General features: G+C 74.2%; 9 protein-coding genes and 1 riboswitch. Of the genes, 4 read left to right on the top strand and 5 right to left on the bottom strand.

The genetic code is table 11. From position 1 onward, the window contains the following. The first annotated feature begins 62 nt into the window (after positions 1-62). Positions 63-974 carry an Fpg/Nei family DNA glycosylase gene (locus APR03_RS05985; RefSeq protein ID WP_253833653.1) on the top strand — a complete coding sequence of 304 codons (912 nt, stop codon included), beginning with the start codon at positions 63-65 and terminating at the stop codon, positions 972-974. A 7-nt stretch (positions 975-981) separates the two neighbouring features. On the opposite strand, the gene APR03_RS05980 is transcribed toward APR03_RS05985, so the two are convergent. From APR03_RS05980 to APR03_RS05970, 3 genes are all read right to left on the bottom strand, one after another. Continuing rightward, a complete protein-coding gene (locus APR03_RS05980) occupies positions 982-1,941 on the bottom strand; it encodes a GNAT family N-acetyltransferase (RefSeq protein WP_253833652.1) in 960 nt (319 codons plus the stop codon). Between the two features lie 36 nt (positions 1,942-1,977). After that, positions 1,978-3,120, bottom strand: a complete 1,143-nt coding sequence (ispG, locus tag APR03_RS05975) for a flavodoxin-dependent (E)-4-hydroxy-3-methylbut-2-enyl-diphosphate synthase (RefSeq protein ID WP_253833651.1) — start codon at positions 3,118-3,120, stop codon at positions 1,978-1,980. Between the two features lie 72 nt (positions 3,121-3,192). Continuing rightward, positions 3,193-4,515, bottom strand: coding sequence for a M50 family metallopeptidase (locus APR03_RS05970; RefSeq protein ID WP_308216447.1), 1,323 nt, complete (start codon positions 4,513-4,515; stop codon positions 3,193-3,195). Positions 4,516-4,665: 150 nt separating this feature from the next. On the opposite strand from APR03_RS05970, the gene APR03_RS05965 reads away from it, so the two are divergent. Both APR03_RS05965 and thiD read left to right on the top strand, forming a co-directional pair. Beyond that, positions 4,666-6,987 (top strand): hypothetical protein, encoded by a 2,322-nt coding sequence (locus APR03_RS05965; protein ID WP_253833649.1) that lies wholly within the window; start codon positions 4,666-4,668, stop codon positions 6,985-6,987. A 28-nt stretch (positions 6,988-7,015) separates the two neighbouring features. Continuing rightward, a riboswitch (TPP riboswitch) is annotated at positions 7,016-7,113 on the top strand. Then, entirely contained in the window at positions 7,103-8,050 is a 948-nt protein-coding gene (gene thiD, locus APR03_RS05960) for a bifunctional hydroxymethylpyrimidine kinase/phosphomethylpyrimidine kinase (RefSeq protein ID WP_253833647.1), read from the top strand. It overlaps the preceding riboswitch by 11 nt. 49 nt (positions 8,051-8,099) lie before the next feature. On the opposite strand, the gene dxr is transcribed toward thiD, so the two are convergent. Together dxr and APR03_RS05950 are read right to left on the bottom strand one after the other, a co-directional pair. Further along, positions 8,100-9,269: a 1-deoxy-D-xylulose-5-phosphate reductoisomerase gene (gene dxr / locus APR03_RS05955; RefSeq protein WP_253833646.1), complete on the bottom strand. Its 1,170-nt coding sequence runs from the start codon at positions 9,267-9,269 to the stop codon at positions 8,100-8,102. Positions 9,270-9,348: 79 nt separating this feature from the next. Beyond that, positions 9,349-10,005 carry a hypothetical protein gene (locus APR03_RS05950; protein ID WP_253833644.1) on the bottom strand — a complete coding sequence of 219 codons (657 nt, stop codon included), beginning with the start codon at positions 10,003-10,005 and terminating at the stop codon, positions 9,349-9,351. A gap of 128 nt (positions 10,006-10,133) precedes the next feature. On the opposite strand from APR03_RS05950, the gene APR03_RS05945 reads away from it, so the two are divergent. Further along, positions 10,134-12,299, top strand: a complete 2,166-nt coding sequence (locus APR03_RS05945; RefSeq protein WP_253833642.1) for a DEAD/DEAH box helicase — start codon at positions 10,134-10,136, stop codon at positions 12,297-12,299. Positions 12,300-12,323: the final 24 nt, after the last annotated feature.

Below are 12,323 nucleotides of genomic sequence, written 5' to 3'. Positions count from 1 at the left end.
ACTCTCCCAGAACGCGTGGGCCCGGCCTTGCCGCGCCCCGCGATGTCTCGGAGGATGGGCGCATGCCTGAGCTGCCCGAGGTCGCCGCGCTCGCGGACTTCCTGCGCGAGCGCGCCTCCGGGCACACGGTCCGGTCGGTCGAGGTGGGTTCGATCGCGGCGCTCAAGACCTTCAGCCCCTCGCCCGACGCGCTCGCCGGGGGCACGGTGACCGGCACGGCGCGGCACGGCAAGTGGCTCGACGTCGCCGTCGCCACGCTGCCCGACGGCGACCCGCTGCACCTGGTCTTCCACCTCTCGCGAGGTGGGTGGGTGCGCTGGTCGGACGCCCTGCCGGACAAGCCCGTACGTCCCTCGCTGGGCGGATCCAGCCGGGGTGCGGTGCTCGCGCTGCGCGTGCGGCTCGACGACGGGTCCGGGTTCGACCTCACCGAGGCCGGCACGCGCAAGCGGCTGGCCGTGCACGTGGTGCACGACCCGGCCGAGATCGAGATGGTCGCCTCGCTCGGCGTCGAACCGCTGGACCCCGCATTCACCACCGAGGTGCTCGCCGGGCTGCTGGCGAACAAGAACCAGCAGGTCAAGGGACTGCTCCGGGACCAGCGCGCCATCGCGGGCATCGGCAACGCCTACAGCGACGAGATCCTGCTGGTCGGCCGGTTCAGCCCGTACAAGCTGACGGGCTCGTTCACGCCGGAGGAGACCGCCCGGCTGCACACCGCGATCGGGGACGTGCTCACGGAGGCGATCGCGGCGGCGTCGGGCAAGCCGGCCAAGGAGCTCAAGGACGCCAAGCGCGCCGGGATGCGCGTGCACGGCCGCACGGGGCAGCCCTGTCCCGGGTGGAACGGCGTGCCGTGCGGCGACACCGTGCACGAGGTGTCGTTCGCGGACCGGTCCATGCAGTACTGCCCCACGTGCCAGACGGGCGGCAAGCCGCTGGCGGACCGCCGGATGTCGAAGCTGCTGCGCTGAGCGCCCCTCAGAACAGGATCGTGGCGAAGGTGCCGACCTGCTCGAAGCCCACGCGGCGGTAGGCGGCCACGGCCCGCTCGTTGTAGGCGTTCACGTACAGCGACACGACGGGGGCGACGGTCGCGCGCGTGGCCGCCACCACGGCGGCCATGCCCGACTTGGACCAGCCGCGGCCACGGAACGCGGGCTCGACCCAGACGCCCTGCACCTGGGCGACGCCGCCGGCCACCGCGCCGAGCTCGGCCTTGAAGGCGACGGCGGGCCGGCCGTCGGCGTCGGGCACCGTGCGGACGAACGAGCGGCCCTCGGTGATGAGCGACCGCACACGCTCCGCGTAGGCGGAGCTGCCCGAGGCGACCGGTGAGTAGCCGACCTCCTCGGTGAACATGCGCACGCACGCCGGCAGCACGAGGCCGAGCTCCGACGGCACCGACCGGCGGACGGTGGGGTCGGGTGCGAGGGCGGGGGCCGTGGCGATCGCCATGGAGGGCTGGTCGGCCCGGACGTCGCGGGCCGCCGGCCAGTGCGGCGACAGGTGGTCCCAGAGCGTGAGCGCGGCCCACTGCTCCCCCACGATCGACGACGACCGCCGCCCGTGCACCCGGGCGACGTCGGCGAACGCGGCGACGGCCTGGGCGCGCCGCTCCGGGTCCTCGACGGGGACGACGGGCACCAGGTTGGCCCCGGCCCAGCAGACGGCCTCGAGCGGCCCCGCGTCAGGGAACCCCCACGCCTGGCCCGCCGCAGCACCGAACCCCGCGCGGAGCGCGACCTCGAGCCGCGCGGCGGCGAGGACGGACGCCACCGGGTCGACGGCGCACACCGCGAGCGCCTGGGTGAGGTCGGCGCGGGTCAGCGGCCGTGCGACGTCCCGCCGCTCGCGGCGCGCCAGGATGTCCCGTTCGCCGGGCTGAGCGGGCCCGTCCGGGCGCGCCCCGGTCGGAACCGGGGTGCGCCAGCGGGCCATGCTCTGCTCCGATCGACTCAGGTTCGGGCGGCTCTCTCAGCCGACCGAGACGACCGGCGAACCGGCCTGCGACTCATTCTCCGGCGTCGGCATCTCATCCGCGATCCGCATCGCCTCTTCGATGAGGGTCTCGACGATCATCGCCTCGGGAACGGTCTTGATGACCTCGCCCTTGACGAAGATCTGGCCCTTGCCGTTGCCGGACGCCACGCCGAGGTCGGCCTCGCGGGCCTCACCCGGGCCGTTGACGACGCAGCCCATGACGGCGACGCGCAGCGGGACGGTCATGCCCTCCAGGCCGGCGGTGACCTTCTCGGCGAGCGTGTAGACGTCCACCTGGGCGCGGCCGCAGGAGGGGCAGGAGACGATCTCCAGCTTGCGGGGCCGCAGGTTGAGCGCCTGCAGGATCTGGTTGCCGACCTTGACCTCCTCGACCGGCGGGGCCGAGAGGGACACGCGGATCGTGTCGCCGATGCCCTTGCTGAGCAGGGCGCCGAACGCCGTGGCGGACTTGATGGTGCCCTGGAACGCCGGGCCGGCCTCGGTGACGCCGAGGTGCAGCGGCCAGTCGCCGCGCTCGGCGAGCAGCTCGTAGGCGCGCACCATGACGACCGGGTCGTTGTGCTTGACCGAGATCTTGAAGTCGTGGAAGTCGTGCTCCTCGAAGAGGCTCGCCTCCCACACCGCGGACTCCACGAGGGCCTCCGGGGTCGGCTTGCCGTACTTCTCGAGCAGGCGCTTGTCGAGCGAGCCGGCGTTGACGCCGATGCGCAGCGAGACGCCCGCGTCCTTCGCGGCGGCCGCGATCTGCTTGACCTGGTCGTCGAACTTGCGGATGTTGCCCGGGTTCACGCGGACGGCGGCGCAGCCCGCGTCGATCGCGGCGAACACGTACTTCGGCTGGAAGTGGATGTCCGCGATGACGGGGATCTGGGACTTCTTGGCGATGATCGGCAGCGCCTCCGCGTCGTCGGCGCTCGGGACGGCGACGCGGACGATGTCGCAGCCGGCCGTCGTGAGCTCCGCGATCTGCTGGAGCGTCGCGTTGATGTCGGTGGTGGGCGTGGTCGTCATGGACTGCACGCTGATGGGTGCGTCACCTCCGACCTCGACCTTGCCCACCTTGATCTTGCGCGTCTTGCGACGAGGGGCGAGGACCGGCGGGGGTGCTGCTGGCATGCCGAGGCTGATTGCGGTCACAGAGTCAGTATCCACTCTTCGGAAGGGTCAAAACACACATCGTGCTCGGCGTCACGTGATCCGCACCGGATCCACCAGGTCGGCCACGATGAGCACGCCACCCACCCCCAGCAGGACCAGGAACACGACGTAGGCGACCGGGGTCATGCGAGCGACGTCGGCCGGGCCGGGCAGGACGGCGGCCCCACGCACCCGGGCGACGGTGCGCTTGCCCCCCTCGTACAGGGCGTTGACGATGTGCCCGCCGTCCAGCGGCAGGAGCGGGATCATGTTGAACACGAACAGTGCGATGTTCAGGCTGGCCAGGAGGCTCAGGTAGATCATCACGCGGTCCAGGATCGCCTCGTCGAGGGCCATGATCTGGCCGCTGATCCGCGCGACGCCGACCACCGACTGCACCGAGTCCTGGGCGCGCTCCTCGGAGGAGAAGGCCTGCGAGGCGGCGTCGGCCACGCGGACCGGCAGGGTCGCGACCATGGTCGCCGTCATCCACGTCTGCTCGCCGACGGCGGGCAGCACGGCCGACAGGGGCTGCGGCTCGCGCACCTGGAGCGGGGAGAAGCCGACGAAGCCGCCGGGCTGCACCACGGGCTCGCCGGCGGCGTCCAGCACCGCCGTGCCGTCCTCGTCCACGACCGGACGCTCGGTCCGGGCGGGGGTGACCTCCAGGGAGACGCGCTCGCCGTCGCGCAGCACCACGATCTCGGACGGGCGCCCCGCCGACTCGTTGATGAGGCCGACGAGCTGCTGCCAGCCCTGCACCTCGGCGCCGCCGAAGGAGACGACCTCGTCACCGGGCTCGAGCCCGGCCGCCACGGCCGGTGCGGCCGGCCGGCCCTCGCACTCGTCGCCCGAGGCGGCGGAGGTGACCGAGGCGGGCACGCACTCCGAGAGCTGGGCGACCGTGGTGGACACGGCGGGCAGGCCGTAGCCGATGAGGATCACGGCCATGAGGACCGTGGCGATCACCAGGTTCATGAACGGCCCGCCGAACATGACGGCGAGCTTCTTGGGCGTCGACAGGTTGTAGAAGGCGCGGTGCTCCTCGCCGGGGCGCACCTCGGCCACCGAGGCGTCCCGCGCGTCGGCCACCAGGTCGTTCCAGAACCCGCGGCCGCGGGTCGCGCCCTCCGGGGCCGGCGGCATCATGCCGACGAGCCGCACGAACCCGCCGAGCGGGATGGCCTTGATGCCGTACTCCGTCTCCCCCTTGGTCCGGGACCAGAGCGTGGGGCCGAACCCGACGAAGTACTGGCTCACGCGCACGCCGAACTTCTTGGCCGGGACCATGTGGCCCACCTCGTGCAGCCCGACGGAGACGAGGACGCCGAGCAGGAGGACGAGCACACCAACGATGTGCGGAACGATGCTCACGGCTCCGAGACTACGGCACCTCTCCGACACTTCCCGAAGCGCGGCGCGGCTCCCCGCGCGACGCTCACGCGACGTCCACGCGGGACCACCGCCGGCCGGAAGACATGGTGATTCGTTGAAGGATCGGTTACCAGTCATTAACCTGACGCCATGTCGGAATCGTCCCACCCGGCCGCCGTGCCGGGCTTCCGTGCGCTGCACGCCCACGGACCCGCCGCACTGGCGGACAACCTGCGGCCGCTGTTCCAGACCGAGGCCTGGCAGGGCGCCGACGGCAACTCCGAGGTCGCCCGCCAGCTGCGCGAGATCGGCGTGGACGTCGGCGCGGTCTGGGCGGCGTCGCGCTGGAACATGGGAGAGGACGGCGAGGCCCCCAACCGCCGCCACCCCGTGCCCGGCGACCCGCGCGGGCCGCGGACCGCCGCCGCGCTGCGTGCGGTGGCCGGGCGGCCGCGCGCCGCGGCGCTGCTCGGCATCTACCTGTGGTCGCAGGCCAGCGACGCCCTGCAGTACACCTTCCGGCACGGCCGGATCATCGTGCCGCTGCGCGCGTTCGTCGAGACCTGGGAGGCGTGCCGCGACGACGCCCCCGACGAGGTCTGCCGGGCCGAGGGCGACGCGGTCGCGGTGCTGCTGCGCACCCTGGTCACGCAGATGCACACCTCCGCCGCCCGCAGCGCGGGCAGCCTGCCCCGGCTGGCGGACGCCGCGGCTCGCGCCGCCGAGCGGTGCGTCGCGCTGCTGCGGGCGGCACGGGCGATCCCCGACCCGACGTCCCCGTTCCGCCGCGTGCTGGTGCCGCAGGCGGTCACGCGCATCCGGTACTTCCGCGCGCTCGCCGAGGCCGCCGCGGCCGCCGACGCCGCCATGGCGGGCGCCCCCGAACGCCTCGGCCCCGCCCTCGAGGCCTTGCGGGCGGCCGAGACCGACCGGCACCTCAACTACATCCTGGCCAGCGAGCTGCGCTCCTACCGGATGCACCTGACCGAGCTGCACCGCAACCTCGGGGCGCGCTGGCTCACGCTCGACCGGCTCAAGAACATCTACGTCTATCCGTTCGGGCTGCGGGACGTCAGCCCGGCCGCGGCGGTGGCCGCCCTGCGCGCCCTCGCCGACCGGGACGAGCGCCCGCACCTGCTCGGGGTCCAGGCCTTCGCCGTGCGCGGCAGCCTCAAGATGGACGACGTCTGGTCGAGCGTGGACCGGGCCGCCCGCCCCTACGGCGGCGTCTCCCTGTCGATGCCGAACGTCCGGCTCGAGCAGCCGGACGGGACGTTCATCGAGGAGCTCGCCTGCGACGTGCGGTTCACCGAGTTCGGCAACCACTACGTGCGGTTCCGGTACTCGGCGCGCGGCCGCTCCCCGCAGCAGGTGCGGGACGCCCGCTTCCGCCTGTCCAACCTGCACGCCGACATCCGCGTGCTGTGGGTCGCGCCGGACGGCTCCCCCGTCCCCGTCGACCCCGGCGGCGCCCTGCCGCCGGAGCGGCTCTTCGACCTGGCGGACCTGCTGCAACGCGCCACCGCCGACCTGATCCGCAAGGGCACGGAGATCGCCCAGGGCCGCGCGCACGTGGTCACCAGCGTCTACGAGGCGAGCACCGGCCTCGGCCCGGCCGCCCCGGCGAGCGAGCGCAGACCCGTGAACATGTGCGACGAGATGCTGGCCGCGTTCGGCTCGCAGGTGCTGCTCCAGCCCGTCTCGTACGGCACCGCGACGCTGTGCGACTGGACGCTGCGGCAGCGCAACCCGGTGCTGCTGGAGGGGGTGCGGCACCTCGGCGACCTGGTCGCCGTGGCCACCAACGCCACCACGGTCGCGCTCGTGGGGACGGCGCACTTCAAGATCTCCCAGTACGGCTCGCTCGCCGAGTTCGTCGCGAGCCTCAACGGGCTGTTCAGCGCCTGGAACGCGACGCTCGCCGACCACCTGCGCATCGTGGCCACCCTGCTGGCCGACCACGACGTGAACAACGGCACCGACCTGGCCGAGCGCAAGGAACGGCTGACGCGCGAGCAGCTCCGGCTGCACGAGTTCGCGTCGGAGGTGCGCACCACGCTGACCACCATCTCCTCCCCCACGTTCCTGGCCTCGGCCCTGGAGTCCCGGATGCTCCACCAGCTCCTGCGGGCGTCCCGCTTCGAGCAGCAGGCCGCCGTGGTGACCGAGCGGCTGCGCGAGCTGCTGCAGGAGCCGATCGCGGCCCGGCTGGCAGCCCTCGAACGGCTGCACGGCGACCGCCGCCGCGAGGAGGAGGCCGCGCGCGAACGCTCCCGCCGCCGGCTGATGGACGGCACGCTCTCGGCGATCACGGTGTTCGCGGGCGTCTACGCCCTCATCGGCACCGTGCAGGTGGCGCTGGACGCCGGCATCCTCGACGGCGCCCAGGCGGTGGCGGCCACCGTGCTCGTCACGGCGAGCGCCCTGGTCACCGGGTTCGCGGTCTTCCACTGGACCGGCCGGCGCCGCTGAGCGGCCCGGACGGTGTCGTAGGGTGTGCGCACATGGCGCGGGGCGCCGGGTACCGGCCCGGCTGAGATGCACCCGTGGAACCTGATCTAGGTAGTGCTAGCGAAGGGAACGCCTCATGGGCTCCGTCCTGCCCGACCTCTCGCGCACGCGTGCGCACGACCACCCCGTGGTGGCCCTGACCGTGGCCGGCTCCGACCCCTCCGGCGGGGCCGGGATCCAGGCCGACCTCAAGACGTTCGCCGCCCTCGGCGGCTACGGCTGCGCGGTGCTCACGGGCCTGACCGCGCAGTCCACGACCGGGGTGACCCGGGTGCACCCGGTACCGGCCGACATGGTCACGGCGCAGCTCGAGACGCTGTTCGCCGACGTCGCCGTGGACGCGGTGAAGATCGGCATGACGACGGACGCGGCCGTCGCCCGGGCCGTCGCCGCGGTGCTGCGCGACCTGCGCGCCGGTGCCGACCGGCCGGTGGTGGTCCTCGACCCGGTGATGGTGGCGACGTCGGGCGACCGCCTGCTCGCGGCCGACGCCGAGGCCGTGCTCCGCGACGAGCTGCTGCCCCTGGCCGACCTGGTCACGCCCAACCTGCCCGAGGCCGCGGTGCTGCTCGGCATCTCCCCCGCGCGGGACGCCGCCGAGGCCGCGGCGCAGGCGACCGCGCTGCTGCGCCTCGGACCGGGCCACGCGCTGGTCAAGGGCGGGCACCTCGACGGGCCGCAGGCGGTCGACCAGCTCGCCGGGCCGGACGGCGTCGTCGCCCTGCGCGCGCCCCGGGTCGCCACGCGGAACACGCACGGGACCGGCTGCACGCTCAGCTCGGCGTGCGCCGTCCTGCGCCCCGCGCACGACGGCTGGGCTCCCGCCGTCCGCGCCGCCAAGGAGTACCTCACCGGGGCGCTCCGCGCGGCGGACGACCTCGTCGTCGGCGGCACGGGCACGGCGAGCGGGCCGTGGACGGGCCACGGCCCGGTCGACCACGGCTGGGCCGGGCGCGACCGCCGCCGGGCCGCCCGGCCGGACTCCGCCGTCCTCCCCTTCGAGACCGAGGTTGCTTCGCTCTGACGGCCCGCAAGGCCGAGCAACCTCGGTCTCGAAGGCGAGTGGGCGCGGCTCAGCGCCGCGCCAGGACCTCCACCGCTCGCGTGCGGGCCCAGGCGTCCGCCTCCAGGACGCCCTCGACCGACCCCGCGTCGCCGCCGCCGGCCGCGGCGTGCTCCTCGACCACGGCCGCCACGGTGTCGACGATGTCGAGGAAACCGATCGTGCCGTCGTGGAACGCGTCCACGCACACCTCGTTGGCCGCGTTGTACGCGGCGGGGAAGGTGCCGCCGGCCTCGCCCACCTGGCGGGCCAGGCGGACGGCGGGGAACGCGTCGTCGTCGAGCGGCACGAACTCCCAGCTCGCGGCCTGCGTCCAGTCGATGCCGACGTCGACGTCGGGCAGGCGGTCGGGCCAGGACAGGCCGAGCGCGATGGGCACGAGCATGCGCGGCGGGCCGGCCTGCGCGATCGTCGAGCCGTCCACGAACTCCACCATCGAGTGGATCATCTGCTGCGGGTGCACCACCACGTCGATCGCGTCGAAGGGCAGGTCGAACAGCAGGTGCGCCTCGATGACCTCCAGGCCCTTGTTCACGAGCGTCGCCGAGTTGGTCGTGACCACGCGGCCCATCGCGAAGTTGGGGTGCCGCAGGGCCTGGGCGGGCGTGACGTCCCGCAGCTCGTCCCGAGCCCTCCCGCGGAACGGCCCGCCGCTCGCCGTGACCACGAGGCGGCGCACCTCGGACGGCGACCCCGAGCGCAGCGCCTGCGCGATCGCGGAGTGCTCCGAGTCCACGGGCACGATCTGCCCCGCGTGGCGCACCGCCTTCTTCACCAGCGCGCCGCCCACCACGAGGGACTCCTTGTTCGCGAGCGCCAGCGTCGAGCCGGCCTCCAGGGCGGCGAGCGTGGGGCGCAGCCCGACCGAGCCGGTGATGCCGTTGAGCACCACGTCGCTGCCCCGGCCCGCGAGCTCGGTGGCGGCGTCGGGGCCGGTGAGCACCTCGACGCCCGCGGCGCCGGCCTCGCGCAGCAGCGTGGTCAGGGCGGGGCGGGCGGCGACGTCGGCCACGGCGACGGCCCGGACGCCGAGGTCGGCGGCCTGCCGGGCGAGCAGCGCGAGGTCCGCCCCGCCGGCGCTGAGGGCGTCCACGCGGAACCGGTCCGGGTTGCGGCCGATGACGTCGACGGCTTGCGTGCCGATGGAGCCGGTGGAGCCGAGGAGGGTGACGCTTCGCATGGGCCCATCCTGTCAGGCCCTGCTCGCGGCCTCGGACAGCCCACCGGCCCCCGCCTGCCCCTGAGCCGGGACCGGAGCCTCAGGACTCGAGGCGGCCGGCTTCCTTCTCGGTCTCGTCCGCCTCCTCGTCGCGGCCCTCCTTGCGGAGCGCCCCGGCCAGCGAGCGCATCGACGTCGCGGCGTCGCTCTTGACGAGCTCCGAGGTCGTGCCACGCAGCTTGCCCCACAGGCTCATCGCCTCCTCGGCGACCTCCAGCACCTGGGAGCGCTCCTTGCCGCCGAGGGTCGACGTCGTGAACGTCTCCAGCGCGTGCTCGAGCACCTCGCGCTGCTTGCCCGGGTCGTCGTCGTCCAGGCTCTTGTAGAGCTGGACGGCCTCGCCCATGAGGGCGGTCGGGGGCTTGTCCTGGTCCTTCTTGGCGGCCTGGCTGCCGAACGACAGCAGCGCCACGGCCAGCCGCGATACCGTGCTGCCCGCCTCACCCGGCAGCTTCTCCGCGCCCGAGGCCACCAGCTGGTGCAGCCGGGCCGCGGTGCGGGTCTCGAGGTTCTCCTCGCGCTCCGCGGTCCCCTCCGGCGCCGGGGTCTGCCCCGGGTCCTGATCCGTCACCGGTGCGGCCACGACGTCCGTCGTCGGCTGCGGCGCCGTCTCCGGCGCGGTCCCCTCGGTCGCCGTCTCCCCTGCTGCGGTGCCCTGCGCCGCCTGTGCCTGCTCCGGCAGTGCGTCCGTGCTCACTCGTTCCTCCTGTCCACGGTGCGACGAAACTACCAGAACGCGCGTTCAGTCCGATATGCGACCAAGGTCGTCCGGCGACGGCGCGCGCGGTACCCGCGGCGGGCGTGCAGCCAGTACCGTCGGCGGCCATGGAGTCCACCACCCCGACCTGGTCCCGCGCCGCGGCCCGCGAGCTCCTCGCGCGCGCCGCGAGCACGCACACGCTGGGTGCGGACGCGCTGACCGAGCGTGGCGCGGCCCCCGAACGCGTGCGGGCCGCGTACCGCGCGGCGCGGGACGCCCGGGTGCTGGCCCAGCTCGCCGAGGTGCCGGTCGACCGCATCCGCGAGGTCAGCACGGGGCGCCTGCGGGTGGGACCCGTCGAGGCCGCAGGGTTCCGGACGGTCGCCCAGGTCCTGGACGCGTCCGAGGCGGAACTCGACGCGGTGGACGGCGTCGGGCCGCGCACCGCCCGGCTGCTGCTCGACGCCGCGCAGCAGATCTTCGACGCCGTCGACGCCGGGCTGACCTTCCGGATCGAGCACGACCCGGCCGACCCCCACGCGACCGCGCTCGTGCGTGCGCTGCACGCGCACGAGCAGGTCGCCCAGTTCTTCGACGCGTGGGGCGAGCGGCTCGACGTCGACGTGCCCCGGCTCGCCCGGCTCGCCGAGACGGGCGCCGTGCGCGGCACGCTCGTGCGGCGGCTGTTCGCGGGCCGTGCCCGCACGACGGCGGCCGACGCCGCCCTGACCGACCTCGACCGCACCGTCGCCGGGCTGGACGACTCCGGGGTCACCGACGCGCTGCGCCGGCTGGACGCCGCGCTGTCCGGCACCACGGACGCCGACGTCTGGCGCCGGTACGAGGCCCGGGCGGCCGCCTGGTACGCCGCGCTGGGCGACCTGGTGGACCTGGGCGTCGACGTCGAGGCCGCGGAGGGCTACCTGCCCGAGGAGGTCGTGGAGCAGGTCACGGCCCAGGACCTGGACACCTCGCTGCTGACCGTGTCGCTGCGCGGGTACCAGGCCTTCGGCGCCCGGTACGCGCTGGTGCAGCGGCGCACGATCCTGGGCGACGAGATGGGGCTCGGCAAGACGGTCCAGGCCATCGCCGTGATGGCGCACCTGGCCGCCCGGCGCCGCCGACACTTCCTCGTCGTCTGCCCCGCGAGCGTGGCGGCGAGCTGGGCGCGCGAGGTGGCGGCCCACTCCCGCCTCGCCGTCCGGGTGCTGCACGGCGACGACCGTGACGCCGGAATCCGCACCTGGGTGGCCGACGGCGGCGTGGGCATCGTCACGTTTCCCCAGCTCGGGCACCTGCGCGCCGCCGGCATGCCCCGGCCCGCGCTGCTCGTCGTCGACGAGGCGCACTACGTGAAGAACCCGCGGGCCCAGCGCTCCGAACGGACCGCCGAGTGGGCCCGGACCGCCGAGCGCGTGCTGTTCATGACCGGCACGCCGATGGAGAACACGGTCGAGGAGTTCCGCAGCCTGGTGCACCACCTCAAGCCCGACGTGGCGGACTCCCTCGACGCCGCGGCGGGCCTGGCGGGCGCCGCGGCGTTCCGGCAGGCGGTCGCGACCGTGTACCTGCGGCGCAACCAGGAGGACGTGCTCACCGAGCTGCCCGAGCTGGTCCAGGTGGACGAGTGGGAGCGGTTCGGCAGGTACGACGGCGCCGCCTACCGGCGCGCCGTGCTCCGCCGGTCGTTCGCCGACATGCGCCGCGCCGCGTTCGTCCCGGCCCCCGAGCCGACGGCGAAGCTGGTGCGGCTGCGCGAGATCGTGGCCGAGGCCATGGACAACAACCGCAAGGTGGTCGTGTTCTCGTTCTTCCGCGACGTGATCGACACCGTGGTGGCCGAGCTCGGTCCGCTGGCGGTCGGCCCCATCACCGGTTCGGTCCCGGCGCGCCGGCGACAGGAGCTGGTGGACGAGTTCACGCAGTCACCCGAGCCGAAGGTGCTGGTGAGCCAGATCGAGGCCGGCGGCGTCGGGCTCAACATCCAGGCCGCCTCCGTGGTGATCCTGTGCGAGCCGCAGGTCAAGCCGACCGTCGAGGCGCAGGCGGTGGCGCGGGCGCACCGGATGGGCCAGGTGCGCACGGTGCAGGTGCACCGGCTGCTCGTCGAGAAGAGCGTGGACGAGCGCCTCCTGGAGATCCTGGGTACCAAGGCGGAGCTGTTCGCCGAGTACGCCGGCCGGTCGACCGTGGGTGGGGCGCCCGGCGCCACCGACGTGGCCGACGCCGAGATCGCCCGGCGGATCGTCGAGGCGGAGCGGGCCCGGCTGGGCGAGGAGCCGGCGGCGTAGCGCACCGCCTCGCACTTTTTTCGC

Origin of the sequence: Promicromonospora thailandica, assembly GCF_024171955.1 — a bacterium.
GTDB lineage: Bacteria > Actinomycetota > Actinomycetes > Actinomycetales > Cellulomonadaceae > Promicromonospora > Promicromonospora thailandica.
Note: the sequence above shows the minus strand (reverse complement) of the source record. Positions and strands in the feature narration are given on the sequence as shown.

Bases quoted from the DNA above. Each gene is read 5' to 3' on its own strand.
- dxr (WP_253833646.1), bottom strand. From the start codon at position 9,269: ATGCGAAGCGTCACCCTCCTCGGCTCCACCGGCTCCATCGGCACGCAA.
- thiD (WP_253833647.1), top strand. From the start codon at position 7,103: ATGGGCTCCGTCCTGCCCGACCTCTCGCGCACGCGTGCGCACGACCAC.
- APR03_RS05985 (WP_253833653.1), top strand. From the start codon at position 63: ATGCCTGAGCTGCCCGAGGTCGCCGCGCTCGCGGACTTCCTGCGCGAG.
- APR03_RS05980 (WP_253833652.1), bottom strand. From the start codon at position 1,941: ATGGCCCGCTGGCGCACCCCGGTTCCGACCGGGGCGCGCCCGGACGGG.
- APR03_RS05945 (WP_253833642.1), top strand. From the start codon at position 10,134: ATGGAGTCCACCACCCCGACCTGGTCCCGCGCCGCGGCCCGCGAGCTC.
- ispG (WP_253833651.1), bottom strand. From the start codon at position 3,120: ATGCCAGCAGCACCCCCGCCGGTCCTCGCCCCTCGTCGCAAGACGCGC.
- APR03_RS05965 (WP_253833649.1), top strand. From the start codon at position 4,666: ATGTCGGAATCGTCCCACCCGGCCGCCGTGCCGGGCTTCCGTGCGCTG.